This is a genomic window from Labilibaculum euxinicum (genome assembly GCF_009795715.1).
In the GTDB taxonomy this organism is placed as follows: domain Bacteria; phylum Bacteroidota; class Bacteroidia; order Bacteroidales; family Marinifilaceae; genus Labilibaculum; species Labilibaculum euxinus.
Genome location: NZ_WTCR01000001.1, coordinates 497674 through 511858, shown reverse-complemented (window position 1 = coordinate 511858; position 14185 = coordinate 497674). Strand labels below are relative to the sequence as shown.

13 protein-coding genes and 1 tRNA gene are annotated in these 14185 nt (G+C 35.4%); 6 read left to right on the top strand and 8 right to left on the bottom strand.

Translation table 11 applies throughout. The annotated features are described in order from the left end of the window. The first annotated feature begins 51 nt into the window (after positions 1-51). From gldJ to sugE, 3 genes are all read left to right on the top strand, one after another. Complete coding sequence (gene gldJ, locus GQR60_RS02030) at positions 52-1575, top strand: gliding motility lipoprotein GldJ (protein WP_124991311.1); 1524 nt, start codon at positions 52-54, stop codon at positions 1573-1575. Positions 1576-1672: 97 nt separating this feature from the next. After that, positions 1673-2962, top strand: a complete 1290-nt coding sequence (locus GQR60_RS02025; protein WP_124991310.1) for a UDP-N-acetylmuramoyl-tripeptide--D-alanyl-D-alanine ligase — start codon at positions 1673-1675, stop codon at positions 2960-2962. A 2-nt stretch (positions 2963-2964) separates the two neighbouring features. Then, entirely contained in the window at positions 2965-3291 is a 327-nt protein-coding gene (gene sugE, locus GQR60_RS02020; RefSeq protein WP_191991578.1) for a quaternary ammonium compound efflux SMR transporter SugE, read from the top strand. 17 nt (positions 3292-3308) lie between these two features. On the opposite strand, the gene GQR60_RS02015 is transcribed toward sugE, so the two are convergent. From GQR60_RS02015 to GQR60_RS01990, 6 genes are all read right to left on the bottom strand, one after another. Continuing rightward, positions 3309-4331, bottom strand: a complete 1023-nt coding sequence (locus tag GQR60_RS02015; RefSeq protein ID WP_124991309.1) for a glycosyltransferase family 2 protein — start codon at positions 4329-4331, stop codon at positions 3309-3311. A 34-nt stretch (positions 4332-4365) separates the two neighbouring features. Further along, positions 4366-5247, bottom strand: a complete 882-nt coding sequence (locus GQR60_RS02010; protein ID WP_124991308.1) for a lysophospholipid acyltransferase family protein — start codon at positions 5245-5247, stop codon at positions 4366-4368. 53 nt (positions 5248-5300) lie between these two features. Continuing rightward, positions 5301-6101 (bottom strand): inositol monophosphatase family protein, encoded by an 801-nt coding sequence (locus tag GQR60_RS02005; RefSeq protein ID WP_124991307.1) that lies wholly within the window; start codon positions 6099-6101, stop codon positions 5301-5303. 11 nt (positions 6102-6112) lie between these two features. After that, on the bottom strand, positions 6113-7447 hold the full coding sequence (mtaB, locus tag GQR60_RS02000) for a tRNA (N(6)-L-threonylcarbamoyladenosine(37)-C(2))-methylthiotransferase MtaB (RefSeq protein WP_124991306.1): 1335 nt from the start codon (positions 7445-7447) through the stop codon (positions 6113-6115). A 127-nt stretch (positions 7448-7574) separates the two neighbouring features. Continuing rightward, positions 7575-8480 (bottom strand): Ppx/GppA phosphatase family protein, encoded by a 906-nt coding sequence (locus GQR60_RS01995; RefSeq protein WP_225441302.1) that lies wholly within the window; start codon positions 8478-8480, stop codon positions 7575-7577. Positions 8481-8616: 136 nt separating this feature from the next. After that, positions 8617-9948, bottom strand: coding sequence for a PhoH family protein (locus tag GQR60_RS01990; RefSeq protein WP_124991305.1), 1332 nt, complete (start codon positions 9946-9948; stop codon positions 8617-8619). 297 nt (positions 9949-10245) lie between these two features. Between GQR60_RS01990 and GQR60_RS01985 the strand changes: the two genes are divergently transcribed. The 3 genes from GQR60_RS01985 (at position 10246) to GQR60_RS01975 (ending at position 12448) form a co-directional block, all read left to right on the top strand. Next, positions 10246-11505, top strand: a complete 1260-nt coding sequence (locus tag GQR60_RS01985; protein WP_225441301.1) for a bifunctional folylpolyglutamate synthase/dihydrofolate synthase — start codon at positions 10246-10248, stop codon at positions 11503-11505. Positions 11506-11564: 59 nt separating this feature from the next. Beyond that, positions 11565-11639 (top strand) — tRNA-Val (locus tag GQR60_RS01980). Positions 11640-11791: 152 nt separating this feature from the next. Further along, positions 11792-12448: a redox-sensing transcriptional repressor Rex gene (locus tag GQR60_RS01975; RefSeq protein WP_101308842.1), complete on the top strand. Its 657-nt coding sequence runs from the start codon at positions 11792-11794 to the stop codon at positions 12446-12448. 77 nt (positions 12449-12525) lie between these two features. Here GQR60_RS01975 and GQR60_RS01970 read toward each other — a convergent pair whose 3' ends face one another. Beyond that, positions 12526-12771 carry a DNA-binding protein gene (locus GQR60_RS01970; protein WP_101308841.1) on the bottom strand — a complete coding sequence of 82 codons (246 nt, stop codon included), beginning with the start codon at positions 12769-12771 and terminating at the stop codon, positions 12526-12528. 97 nt (positions 12772-12868) lie between these two features. Beyond that, positions 12869-14182, bottom strand: a complete 1314-nt coding sequence (locus GQR60_RS01965; protein ID WP_306597680.1) for a sensor histidine kinase — start codon at positions 14180-14182, stop codon at positions 12869-12871. Between the last annotated feature and the right edge of the window lie 3 nt (positions 14183-14185).

Sequence of the window (14185 nt, the reverse complement as noted above, 5' to 3'; positions counted from 1 at the left end):
GTTATATTTGTTGAGTTAAGTATTTTTGAGATAAACTACATTCAATCTATTATGAAATTAAAATCGAGCATTATTCTCTTTGTTTTTGCAATTTCACTGATGATTTTACCATCTTGTTCGAAAGTGAAAAATCTTGTTGGAAAGGGAGAAAAATCTAAAACCACTGGTTGGGCTTACAACGAACCTGAGAATGGGGGTTTTGAATATCATAGCGGTTTTCAGCAAGAAACTGGTCCTGGTCTGAAATTTATTCAGGGAGGTACATTTACTATGGGAAGAACACAACAGGACGTGATGTATGATTGGAACAATGTTCCAAGAAGAGTTACAGTTCCTTCTTTTTATATTGATGAGACAGAGGTTCGAAATGTTGATTATTTAGAGTACTTACATTGGATTAAGAGAGTATTTGTTTCTTATCCGGAAGTTTATAGAAAAGCATTGCCCGATACTTTGGTTTGGCGTGATGAACTGGCTTACAATGAGCCTTACGTTAATAATTACCTTCGTCATCCTGCTTATGGAGAATATCCTGTAGTTGGTGTAAGCTGGGAACAAGCAGTTGATTTTTGCGAATGGCGTACCGATCGTGTAAATGAAAGAATTCTTATTGATAAAGGAATTTTGAATAATGATCCTACTCAACGCGATGAAAATAATTTTAATACAGAAGCCTATCTGGCTGGACAGTATGAAGGTGCTGTTAATAAAAATCTTACAGATTTAAATCCGGATAACGAAGAAAGATCGGTTCGATGGAGTGACGGTATGTTGCTTCCTAAATATCGTCTTCCTTCCGAAGCAGAGTGGGAATATGCTGCGGCTGCTTTAATTGGAAATTCACAGGATGAAAGAATTACTGACCGTAAGATTTTCCCTTGGAACGGGCATTGGGTTAGAAATGATCAGAAAAAAGTTCGCGGTCAGATGATGGCTAACTTTGCACGTGGACGTGGGGATTATATGGGAACAGCCGGTGCATTAAATGATGCCGGTGATATTACCGTTCCTGTAAATTCATTCTGGCCTAACGATTTTGGATTGTACTGTATGGCTGGTAATGTTAGCGAATGGGTTGCTGATGTTTATCGTCCTATGTCTCCTGAAGATATTTCGGAATTTAATCCTTACAGAGGAAATGTTTTTAAAACTGCAGTTAGAGATGAAGAAGGAAATATTGCAGAAAAAGATAGTTTAGGAAGAATTCGTTACAGAAATCAGAAAGATGAGGAGTTAGTGGGGCGTGAGAATTACAAAACTGCAGATAATAGAAATTATCGGGATGGTGATGTTGAATCAAGTATCGTTTCAGATTATACCTGGAATAATCCAGAACATCAGGCTGCAGGTTCTAGTCGTATGTATGTTCAGGGCAGAGGTCAGAACGGAAGCGATTTTAGTTCTATGATAACTGATGATTCCCGGGTATACAAAGGTGGTTCATGGAAAGATCGTGCTTACTGGATGTCACCAAGTGCACGTCGCTTTTTAAATCAGAAAGAAGCACGTGACGATATTGGATTCCGATGTGCAATGACTCATGTAGGACATCCTGCAAATAAAAAGACAAAGTAGTAATCTTAAATATTTTTAAACCCCATCTCTAAAGGATGGGGTTTTTTGTTGGAAATTGCTAATTTCGTTTGTCTAACTAAATCTGAAAAAGAATACAATGCAGTTGTCAAATATTTACCTTCTTTTTAAGGAACATCCAATAGTCGTAACAGATACCAGAAAGATTGTTCCCAATTCAATTTTCTTTGCTTTGAAAGGCGATAATTTCAATGGGAATAAATTTGCCATGTCTGCGGTTGAAAAAGGCTGTAATTATGCAATTGTTGATGAAAAGGAATATGCTGTTGATAACCGTTTTGTTTTGGTTGAAGATGTATTGACGACACTTCAGGATTTAGCCAGAGAACACCGAAGACAGTTAAATATTCCGATTCTTGCTATTACGGGAACTAATGGAAAAACGACTACGAAGGAATTGGTTCATGAGGTTTTGAAACGAAAATTTCAAACGGCAGCTACAATTGGGAATCTCAATAATCATATTGGTGTTCCGTTAACTCTTCTTTCTATGAATGAGGAAACTGAATTTGGGATCGTTGAAATGGGAGCTAATCATCCGGGAGAGATTAAGCAGTTATGCGAAATTGCTGAACCCGATTATGGAATCATAACGAATGTTGGAAAAGCACATCTGGAAGGATTTGGTTCATTTGAGGGGGTTGTAAAAACAAAAAAGGAGTTGTACGATTTTCTTTTTAAGAATGGAGGAAAAGTGTTTATTAATGCTGATAACGACTACCTGACTGAAATGTTGAATGATCAGGAATCTATTAGCTATGGAAATTCGGAGAATGCATTTTCTAAGGCAAAATTTCTGCAGGCTGAACCATATCTGGTTTTAGAAATAAGATCAGCAATTGGTAAATTGTATATTAAAACAAAACTGATCGGCGCCTATAATTTTGAAAATGCTTTAGCTGCTGTAACTATAGGACGATATTTTAAAATTGATGAGATTGAGATAAAGGAAGCGCTCGAAAAGTACGTGCCCAGCAACAATAGATCCCAATTGAAGAAAACGGAGAAAAACATTTTGTTCCTGGATGCATACAATGCGAATCCAACCAGTATGAAGGCTGCAATAGAAAATTTTGCAGGTATGTCGAGGAAAAATAAAGTCATTATTCTGGGTGATATGCTGGAACTGGGTTCTGATGCCCGCAAAGAACATTTGGATTTATTGCAGTTGATTCAGGATAGACAATTGAAATCGGTATTTTTGGTTGGAGATATTTTTACAGAAGTGAATTCTAATGAGCAGTTCAAAACCTTTAAAAATACTTCCGAATTAATAAAGGAACTTGATAAGACAGAGCTGCTGAACCAGTATATTCTGATTAAAGGATCAAGAGGAATTCGTTTGGAACAGGTAATTGAAAAATTGTAAGTATGGCTATTGCTTGGGTATATTTGATTATTGCAGGATTGTTTGAAGCTGTTTGGGCCATTGGGCTCAAATATGCCGAAGGGTTTACTAAACTTTGGCCTAGTGTTATTACGATTGTTGCAATGGCGGTAAGTTTGTATTTTCTTGCATTGGCAATAAAAACATTGCCTGTTGGAACTGCTTATGCTGTTTGGACAGGAATAGGAGCATTTACAACAGCAATTTTGGGCGTTGTTTTATTTAGCGAGCCAATTCATTTCTCAAGAATATTCTTTTTACTTCTTCTTCTTGTATCAATTATTGGCCTTAAATTCTCTGCCGTGAACTAATTAGTAATTCTTAATTTTTAGAAGGTGATGTCGGAGAAATGTTTTTTCTTTCTTAGGTAGAAATCGAAAATAATGCTGTTTTTATACATTTCCTTGTGATCTGTTTTAGTGACAAAAGGAATCATCTTTGTGCGTTTTTCTCTCATTTTTGAGAACATGGAATAGTAGGAAAGATGAGCTTTAAATACAGCGCCAAAATTTGAAAATTCGCCACTCAAAAGAAACTTCATCGCTGCGATACCATCCAATACCATTCTTTTCAGGAGAATGGAACAGAATTTATTTTCAGGCAGATTTTTGTGCAGCATGAATAGGTTGTTGCGGAAATTTAAATAGAGTTTCTTTGAGCTATGGTTTGGCAAGGTCGCTCCTCCAACATGATAAACTGTCGATTTAGGTTCTGAAATGATTCGGTATCCTTGATTTTTTATTCTCCAGCACAAATCAATTTCTTCCATGTGAGCAAAAAAGTCACCATCCAATCCTCCTGATTTTTTATAAACATCGGCACGAATGAAGAGAGAGGCGCCACTAGCCCAGAAAATATCAAGTTCTGAGTTGTATTGATTGCGATCACTTTCGATTTGATCCAGTATTCTTCCACGGCAAAAAGGATAGCCTAAATAGTCAATAAAACCACCTGACGCGCCAGCGTATTCAAATTCCGTTTTATTGTGATAAGCTTTAATTTTGGGTTGTGCAGCCGCAATGCTTGGATCTTTTTCCAGATGATTGTAAATCGGGTCAAGCCAATTTTCTGTAACTTCAACATCCGAATTTAAAAGAACGAAATAGCTGTGTGAGAGTTGCTCCAATGCTTTGTTGTAACCATCAGCAAATCCGTAATTCTTATCCAGTTGAATGACCTGAATGTCAGGGTATTCTTTTTTTAAAAATGCAATGGAATCATCACTGGATGCATTGTCTGCAATAATAACATCGGCCCATTCACGTTTTGAGTGAGCAACAACAGATGGAAGGAATGTTTCTAATAATTTTTTCCCGTTCCAGTTTAGTATTACGATTCCAATTCTATTCATTTTTTTTTAAACTGATGTATTACAATATAATTACTTATTGTGAGTCTTGTTTTGTGTGTTTCCATCGTTTATGAGACCATAACCAGTATGCCGGCTCCTCTTTGATTATATCTTCTAACACGCGCGTATGTTTTTCCGTGATTTCAAACTCAGCCGTATCTTTGGGATTATCAAAAAGAGGAATAAAGTGTGCTTCGTAATATCCCCTTTTTACTTTCTTCATATGAACAAAAATTACTGGCTGGTCAAGTTTTTTTGCGATACGTTCAGTTCCCAGCAAAACAGGAGTATCCTGATTGAGAAATTTCGTCCAGTAGTTAAGGTTTCTTTTGTTTGGTGTCTGATCACCAATAAAAATAGTAGTTGTAAATTTGTTTTGATTTCGATATGAAATCATGGTTCTCAAAGTATCATTTTTAGCTAATGGCCTGGATCCAAATCGTTTTCTTATCTGTAGAAACATTTTATCAAAAACCTTATTGTGAAGAGGTTTGTAGATAGGCAGATAGTACGCTTCTATCCATAAATTAATGGATGTCAGCCACTCCCAATTCCCATAATGTCCAAATACAATAACAACGCTTTTACCTGATGTTTTATATTTGTTGAGAATTTCCGGGGCTATAAATTTGCAGCGTTTTCTAATTTCTTTTTCACTAATTGTCCAAAGTTTTATGGTCTCAATAAATGTATCACAGAAATGACAGTAAAATTCCTTTCGTATTGCCTTGATTTCTTTTTCAGATTTTTCAGGAAAAGAGTTTTTAAGATTTGAGGTAACAACTTTTCTTCGGTATCTAAAAATGTGGTAAACAAAAAGAAAAAGAATGTCTGAAAAGAAATACAGTATTGAAGATGGCAAGTAACTTATTAGCCTTACCACACCATACAACATATAGGAAAGAAGCTTTATCATTTAGATGAAATGTGTTTTTATAATCTGCTGAAAGCAGGAAAATTCATTTAAGTTTATTTTATCATGTGTTGAATCACAACATTTTTAAACTCATCATGAACCATTGTATTACTGGCAATAATTTCTCTTCCGAATATGAAATTCTTATCTCCTTTAAAATCGCAGACTTTCCCGCCGGCTTGGCTTACCAAAAATGAGCCGGCAGCAACATCCCAGGGCTGAAGACTATATTCGTAAAAAGCTTCGAATCTGCCACAGGCAACATAAGCTAAATCTGTTGCAGCAGAGCCGGGGCGACGAACGCCGTGCGAATTAATAATGAAGTATTCCAAGGAAGCCATAAATGTTTTCAATTGGTCGTAATTGGAATAGGGAAAACCTGTTGCAATTAGACTTGAGTCGATCGAATTTGCCTTCGATACGGAAATTGTTTTGCCATTTAAATAAGCTTCTGGAGCTCCTTTCCACGAATAAAAGCATTCGTCATGGCTAATTTCATATATTACTCCCAATACAATTTCATCGTATTCTTGCAGCGCAATACTAACAGCAAAAGGGGATAATCCATGAATGTAATTTGTTGTTCCGTCTAAAGGATCAATAATCCAATTGTAACGTTCTGCACGATGCGTCTCTGTACCTTCTTCAGCAATGAAACCTGCATCAGAAAGAATTAGTTTCAATTCGGCAACAATTTTTTCTTCCGCAGTTTTATCAACGTAGGTTACAAAATCGTGTATTCCCTTTACTTCTATTGCATCTGATTTAATCTTGCTTTGCTGTTCTTTTATGAATATGCCAACTTTTCGGGCTATGTCATTTGTTTTAAAACAAAGTTCTTTAAGATCGATCATGCTTTTATATTTTATTGCGAAACAGGCTTTAGGTTGAATCGTATTTTGTCAACAACAGAACCTGAAACATTGCCATTTGAATTTATCTCCTGCAAGGTAGCAAATGTAAGTTTGTTGCTAAGGTTTTGGTTGTACGGAATTTCTATTTTAATGTAATTTTTAGTGAATCCATACATTTTACCATGATCATTAAAAGATTCGAACAGGACTTCTTCTGTTTTGCCCAAATTTTCACGGTAAAATGCATTTAATTTTTTCTCAGAAAGAATTTGAAGTATTTTTGCTCTTCTTTTTCGCTCAGGAATTGGAACAACCTCTTTAATTTCGAGAGCTTTGGTGCCTTGTCTTTCCGAGTAAGGAAATACATGTAGTTGGCTAATGGGTAATTCTTTGATAAATAAATATGCATCTTCGAAATCTTGATCACTTTCACCGCGACTTCCGGCAATTACATCAACCCCAATAAATGCATCTGGAAGTAAGGATTTAATTTTTTCAATCCGTTGAGCAAATAATTCTCTATTGTATCTTCTCTTCATAAGCTTTAAAACTTTATTGGATCCAGCTTGAAGAGGTAAATGAAAATGATTCACAAATTTTTCTGATTGGGCAACAAATTCAATAATCTCGTTGCTTAAAAGGTTGGGTTCAATGGACGAGATCCGAAAACGACTGATTCCTTTTACTTTTTCAAGCTCTTTAATTAAATCCAGAAATGTTTCGTTTGTACTTTTTCCAAAATCACCGATATTTACTCCTGTCAGGATAATTTCTTTTGCACCTTGTTTGGCAACTTCCTCTGCCTGTTGTACCGTTTCACTTATGCTCATGTTACGGCTATTGCCTCTGGCAAATGGAATGGTGCAATAGGTACAATAGTAATTGCATCCATCCTGAATTTTGAGAAAACAACGTGTTCTGTCTCCCATTGAGTAGGAAGAATGAAAATCTTTAACCGATTCGACTTCACATGGATGCAGTTCTCCGGTACCTTTTTTCTCAAGATGATCTATGTATTTGTGGATGTTGAATTTCTCATTGGCTCCTAAAACGAGATCAACTCCAGGAATCGCGATAATTTCATCAGGTTTAAGTTGCGCGTAGCATCCAATTACGGCAATAAATGCATTAGCATTGGTTTTAATAACCTTTTTAATGGCTTGTCTGCATTTTTTGTCAGCATGATCTGTAACAGAACAAGTGTTTATGATGTAAATATCAGCTTTCTCCGTATGCTTAATTGTTTCGAAGCCCATTTCTTTAAATGAACGGCCAATTGTAGAGGTTTCCGAAAAATTAAGTTTGCATCCTAATGTGTAGAATGCTACTTTTTTACCTTGTAACATAGTTTCTTCCCTTCTTGCTGATATTCAGCTTCTAGCTAAAATAAATGAACTATTTCAAATTAAATTTGAAATAGTTCAAAATGTAGAAATAATTTAAAGCGCAAATTTAGGAAAAAGAATTACTTTTTTACCCCAATACAAGGCTGTTGGAAATATATTCTTTATACAACTGATGAACAATACCATCGGTAACCCCAATTTTGGGTACGTGTATCTTATCTGCATTTGCCCATTCCATAATACTTAGGAAAATTGTTGCTGCAGGAATGATAACATCAGCCCGGTCAGGATTCATGTCGAAGTTGATCATTAATTCCTGATAGCTGTATTGTTTAAGGTCGTAGTAAATGCTTTTAAATTCTTGGTATGTAATGAATTTTTCTTTTTTGGGTGCAGCGAGTTTAACCAATCTGTTGATGTTACCACCTGATCCGATAAGTTCAATGTTTTCGCAACTAGGACATACATCCAATAAACACTCTTTTATACGAACAAATTCATCTTTTGGGACACAATCCCGAAGAATTTTAATGGTTCCCACATTAAATGAGGCGGAGAATTTGCAAATCCCTTTTGAAAAAAGAGTTAGCTCGGTACTGCCACCACCAACATCAACATATAAATAATCTTTGCTTGGATCGAGAGTATCGGCAATTTTATTATCAAAAATAATGCTTGCTTCTTCTTTTCCATTAATAACGTCAATTTTTATCCCAGATTCATTCTCAATTCTTTGAATAATTTCAGTGCCGTTAACAGCCTCCCTCATTGCTGATGTTGCGCAAGCACGGTAATTCACAACCTCATGAACGTCCATAAGGTTGCGAAATGCTTTCATGCTTTTAATTAATTTCTCGGCTTTATCTGCAGAGATAATCTTATCTATAAAAGTGTCAGTTCCCAAACGAATTGGAACCCTTACTAATGATGATTTCTTAAAGTGAGCATTACCGCCTTCTTCAAGCACATTCATAAATAACAACCGGATGGCATTTGATCCGATATCTATGGCGGCAAATTTCATTATTTTCATAAAAAGTATATTTAGATTTTCAGTGAGCAAAAATAACTCAGATGATTCAATTTCATGTAACGCCTTTTTGCGATTAAATGTACATATTCAGGAATATAATTTAAATGAAATTTCCCAGTAATGCAATAAATAGATTTTATAGAAGGTGACTTGCCAGTTCTGCAAGGTGACTTCTTTCTCCTTTTATTAAGTTGACATGAGCAAATATATCCTGTCCTTGCATCCTGTCTGAGAGGTATGCTAATCCATTCGATTTTTTATCCAGATAAGGTGAGTCTATTTGTTCAATATCTCCTGTGAAAATCATTTTAGTACCTTCGCCTGCACGTGTAATTATTGTTTTAATTTCGTGAGGGGTAAGGTTTTGAGCTTCATCAACAATGAAGAATGTATTCGAAAGGCTTCTTCCTCTAATGTATGCTAATGGAGTAATCTGTAATCTTTCTTCCTTTAAAAGTTCGTCAATTTTGAGATACTCTTTACTATGGACGTTAAATTTATGCTTGATTACACTCAGGTTGTCGAAAAGGGGTTGCATGTAAGGACCTATTTTTTCTTTGGCATCGCCCGGTAAATAGCCCAGATCTTTATTGGCCAAAGCAACAATTGGTCTGGCAAGGAAAATTTGATCGTACATGTCGATTTGCTGAAGAGCAGTTGCCAAAGCGAGTAATGTTTTTCCGGTTCCAGCTCGTCCGGTTAAAGCGACTAAGGATATTTTTGGATCCATGAGAGCATGCATGGAGAAAGTCTGTTCTGCATTTCGGGGATAAATTCCGTAAGCATTTGGTTTTTCAACCCGGGATACTATTTTCTCAACGGGATCGAAATGTGCAAGCGCACTAGATGAATTGTTTTTCAGAATAAAATATTCATGACCTTTAATTGGTTTTTCAAGTCCAAATTCTTTTTCAGGAATTCCTTCGTTTGACTTATAAAGAAAAGTAATCTTTTCATCATTAAAATCTTCAAGGGTTGTTATTCCCAGGCTAATTACATCATCAAGATCCTTAACCTGATCGTTTTTATAATCTTCTGCAGGAATCCCTAACGATTTCGCTTTCATTCTAAGGTTAATATCCTTGGTAATAAGAATGACCTTTTTTTTACTGCGGTGGTTGTGCAGATACTCTGCTATAGCCAGAATTCTGTGGTCGGGGATGTTTTCCTGAAACGAACTTTTCATTTGAGGAGAAAATTCTTTTCCCGTTTCAACGGATAATTTCCCCAAGTTCTTTCCTAGAGGAACACCGGCAGTAAAGAGCAGGTCTCCGGAAATACGGTCTAATTCTCTGCTGAATTCACGTGCGTGGTAATTAATCTGATCATTACCTTTTTTAAATTTATCCAGTTCCTCCAGAACGGTTATGGGAATAACAACATCATTTTCTTCAAAATTGTAAATTGAATTAAAATCATGAAGAATAACATTTGTATCAAGAACGAAAACCTTTTTGAGTTTTGCCATAATGAATGGTGTTAGAGGTTAATTTCGGCAGGCATTTAGAGCCAGGTTTTATTTTATCATAATTATAAAATACTACTACTTAAATTGTTAGGTGCTAAAAGTGATTCTATATCTCTTGATTTTAGGAAATATACCTAATGCTTTTGATTAAATAGTAGCGTTTCATAGTTTTAATTTAGCAATTTTTGCAGGAAATTCAACCTGTTAACACAAATTTTAAGAAATTTTATTCTTCTTTGTAAAATCATCAATATTAGTAGAAAATACAAAATGAATTATCAGGAAACTTTACATTATATGTTTACTAAACTGCCTATGTATCAGCGTACAGGGCAGGCTGCTTATAAAGCCAATTTAGATACAACATTGGTTTTGGATGAGTATTTTAGTCATCCTCATAAGAAGTTTAAATCGATTCATGTTGCAGGAACAAATGGAAAAGGATCAGTTTCTCATACTATTGCGTCTGTTTTGCAATCAGCGGGCTATAAAGTTGGTCTGTATACTTCGCCCCATTTAAAAGATTTTAGAGAGAGAATAAAAGTTAATGGTGAGCTTGTTTCTGAGGATTATGTAGTTGATTTTATTCGGAAGCATCAAAATAAATTTGAAGAATTATGTCCTTCTTTTTTTGAGATGACAGTTGCGATGGCTTTTGATTTTTTTGCTGATGAAAAGATTGATGTTGCTGTTGTGGAGGTAGGCTTAGGTGGAAGATTGGATTCAACTAATATCATTTCGCCTGAACTTTCGGTGATAACTAATATAAGTAAGGATCATACTAATTTGTTGGGCTCGGAGCTTGCACAAATAGCTACAGAAAAGGCTGGAATTATAAAGAAAAATGTTCCTGTTATTATTGGTGAGAAACAGGAAGAGATAATTGAAGTTTTTTTGAGAATTGCCTCAAACAACAAATCAGATCTGATATTTTCAGAAGACAGGTATATGAATCAGTCCTCTGAATTGATTGATAACAAAAGAAATCTTGTTTACCAGTTTCTTGAAAATAATTCAATAATCAATTTATCGTGTGATTTATTAGGTCTTTATCAGATTAAGAATATAAGAACGGCTTTATGCGTGTTTGATGAATTGAATAGCAAGGGGTGGGGTATTTCCGAAGAGGCTATTCAGCAGGGTGTTTCAGGAATAGTTAAAAATACAGGCTTGTTAGGACGCTGGCAGACAATTGGTAATGCTCCAAGAGTAGTGTGTGATACCGGACACAATGTTGCAGGAATTAAAGAAATAATAGAGCAAATTGAATCGATAGATTACGGAAAACTGCATATTGTTTTTGGTGTTGTAAATGATAAAGATCTTACTGATATTCTTGAATTAATGCCGAAGAATGCGAGCTATTATTTTAGTCGGGCAGATATTCCCAGAGCATTGGATCAGGAAGTTCTTGCTGCAAAGGCAAAAGCTTATGGATTGCTTGGAAATACATACTTATCTGTGAGGGATGCTTTAAAGGCGGCTAAGACAAATGCTTATGAAAATGATTTGGTTTTTGTGGGTGGAAGTACTTTTGTTGTTGCAGAGGTTGTATAAACAAAACTAAGGTTTTTATTGCTGTGGTAATTTTTTCTGTTTATATTTGCAGTCGTTAAGGGCGATTAGCTCAGTTGGTTCAGAGCACTTGGTTTACACCCAAGGGGTCATAGGTTCGAATCCTATATCGCCCACATTTACAAGAAATTAATGTATTGTTTTTTGTAGTGTCCCCAGCGCCATTTATTTAAAATTAAATTTGTATAACAAAATAATCATTAGAGAAATTTTTCTTTAATGGAAACTTGGTTATTTTTGTTTTCATTTAAGGTGTAAGTAAGAAATTATGGTTCAAAGTTCTAAGAAAATTCAGGGAGTTCCTGAGCCGACTATTAGGCGCATGCCTTCATACTTAGCATTTGCAGAAGGCTTGTTAAGGAAAGGACAGCAGTTTGTTTCATCTACGCAGATAGCAAACTACATGAATATCGACCCCACCCAAGTCACAAAAGATTTATCCTATACAACTATTGTTGGAAAAACAAGAGTAGGTTACGAAGTTAAAGCGTTGGTAGATGTTTTGTCGGAGTTTCTTGGATTTACTATTATGGATAATGCTTTTCTTGTTGGTGCTGGATCTTTGGGGTCCGCATTATTGCATGATAGCGGATTGTCGCATTTTGGATTAAATATCGTTGCGGCTTTCGATGTTAATTCTTCGACCATAGGGAAAAAATTTAATGATATTGAAGTATTTCACATCGATCAATTTCGTGATTTATCACAGGAAATGAATGTGGTAATGGGAATTATTACTGTTCCTGCTGAAAATGCTCAAACAGTTGCCGATTTGATGGTAGCATGGGGTATTAAAGCGATTTGGAATTTTACGCCGGCAAGAATCAAGGTTCCGGAAGATATCATTGTTCAAAACACAACACTCTATTCTAATCTGGCAATTATTTTTAATAAATTGCATAACGATAGAAAAGAAGTTCTGTAAGATATAAGATCAATTAAAAGACAGGGCTGTTGAAAAGTTTCAACAGCCCTGTCTTTTATCTTATTGATGTTTACAATTTAATCTTCCAGAATGCTAATGGCGTGATCTAAAATAGTTGTATCATCTAGTTCAACAATACCACCATAAGGGCCTTGTTCAACATGAATTCCTGTGCATTGGCCTTCATCAAAATTGGTTCCACCAAAATAATTTCTAACGGTTTCTACTTCTAATTGTAAATCTTCTGCAATCCTTTGCATACTACCTTCAGGTAAACTATCTTTAATTTCTCTTAACTTATTGAATGTGATTGTTTTAGTCATATGCTTTTAAGTTTTAATTAAAGGTTAGAAATTGATTTGCTCCTTAAATTTAACGAAAGTAATTGTTAATTTAAAATTATTAGGGTGTTAAATCATGTTAAAAAGTAAGAGTAAAACTGGTTTTTTCGTTTGGAATTGACTGTGCGGTAATGGTTCCTCCGTGCAATCGCAATATCTGTTTTGACAGGCTTAATCCAATACCAGAGCCTTTAGGCTTTGTTGTGAAAAATGGAATAAATACTTTGTCAAGCACTTCTTTTATAATGCCTTGTCCATTGTCGCTTATTTGAATTGATATTCGGCCTCTTTTGTTCATAAAGGCTTTCAGTTCAATTTTTGGATCGGTTGTGTGTTCGAGTGCATGAATAGAGTTTTTAATCAAATTGATTAAAACCTGTTCAAGCAGCTGTTCGTCGGCAGAAAGCTCCAGACTTTGAGGGTTGATACTAATCTCACACTTGATGCCTTTCCTCTTTATTTCCTCCTCCATCAGGCGATGAATGTTGTCAAATAGCTTCTCTATCTGAAAAATACCGAAATTTGGCTTTGGAATTTTTGTAAGATTCCGATAAGTATCTACAAAATGCAAAAGTCCGGAACTTCTTTTATGGATTGTTTCAAGAGCCAGTTTAACCTCGTTCAGTGTCTCCAGATCCTCATCTTGAAACTTATTGGTGTTGTTTTCCCCAAAATCATCAAGAATTGTTGTTAGCGTAGTAGAAAGGGAAGAGATTGGCGTAATTGAATTCATAATCTCATGAGTCAGTACCCGAATTAGTTTTTGCCAGGATTCAATTTCCTGTTCTTCCAATTCGTATTGGATGTTTTTAATTGACACAAGTATTACTTGCCGGTTGTTAATTTTAAACTCGGTAGCGTAAATAGCAAGCTTTAGGATATCTTCGTTGTCAACAACTTTAACTAGTGTGTTTTCTCCATGCTTAAGGCTTAACAGGCAATTTACAAGCTCCTCACTAAAGCCGCTTAAGTCTTGTATTCTTTTAAGGTTGCTTACCTGAAAAAGTTTCTTAGAGGCATTGTTAATCATTTCTACTTTTCCATCGCGGTGAAATGCAATTAAGCTAATTCCAATGTGTTGAATTACGGTTTGTAAATAGAAATAATGTTCTTCTTTTTCTGCTCTTATTTTCTGAAAATCAGTAATTACTGCATTGAAAGATTCCTGTAGCTTGTCGAATGAGCTTCCAAGACCCTGAACCTGAAAATTTCGTGTGAAATCAGAATATCGTATGGATTCCAGAAAATTCTTTAGCAGGCGGTTGGTTTTTTCAACGTACTTAATAATTTCATATATTTGATAAATAATCGCAATAAAAGTAAGGCTTGCTGTGAAGTAGAGGCTCTTTTTTGCAATCAAGTAAAATAATAAGAATATCGTTGCTGAGAGCACGAT

Coding starts and splice junctions, on each gene's coding strand:
- gldJ (WP_124991311.1), top strand. CDS start 52: ATGAAATTAAAATCGAGCATTATTCTCTTTGTTTTTGCAATTTCACTG.
- GQR60_RS02025 (WP_124991310.1), top strand. CDS start 1,673: ATGCAGTTGTCAAATATTTACCTTCTTTTTAAGGAACATCCAATAGTC.
- GQR60_RS02015 (WP_124991309.1), bottom strand. CDS start 4,331: ATGAATAGAATTGGAATCGTAATACTAAACTGGAACGGGAAAAAATTA.
- GQR60_RS02005 (WP_124991307.1), bottom strand. CDS start 6,101: ATGATCGATCTTAAAGAACTTTGTTTTAAAACAAATGACATAGCCCGA.
- GQR60_RS02010 (WP_124991308.1), bottom strand. CDS start 5,247: ATGATAAAGCTTCTTTCCTATATGTTGTATGGTGTGGTAAGGCTAATA.
- GQR60_RS01985 (WP_225441301.1), top strand. CDS start 10,246: ATGTTTACTAAACTGCCTATGTATCAGCGTACAGGGCAGGCTGCTTAT.
- GQR60_RS01990 (WP_124991305.1), bottom strand. CDS start 9,948: ATGGCAAAACTCAAAAAGGTTTTCGTTCTTGATACAAATGTTATTCTT.
- GQR60_RS01995 (WP_225441302.1), bottom strand. CDS start 8,480: ATGAAAATAATGAAATTTGCCGCCATAGATATCGGATCAAATGCCATC.
- GQR60_RS01970 (WP_101308841.1), bottom strand. CDS start 12,771: ATGACTAAAACAATCACATTCAATAAGTTAAGAGAAATTAAAGATAGT.
- sugE (WP_191991578.1), top strand. CDS start 2,965: ATGGCTATTGCTTGGGTATATTTGATTATTGCAGGATTGTTTGAAGCT.
- GQR60_RS01975 (WP_101308842.1), top strand. CDS start 11,792: ATGGTTCAAAGTTCTAAGAAAATTCAGGGAGTTCCTGAGCCGACTATT.
- mtaB (WP_124991306.1), bottom strand. CDS start 7,447: ATGTTACAAGGTAAAAAAGTAGCATTCTACACATTAGGATGCAAACTT.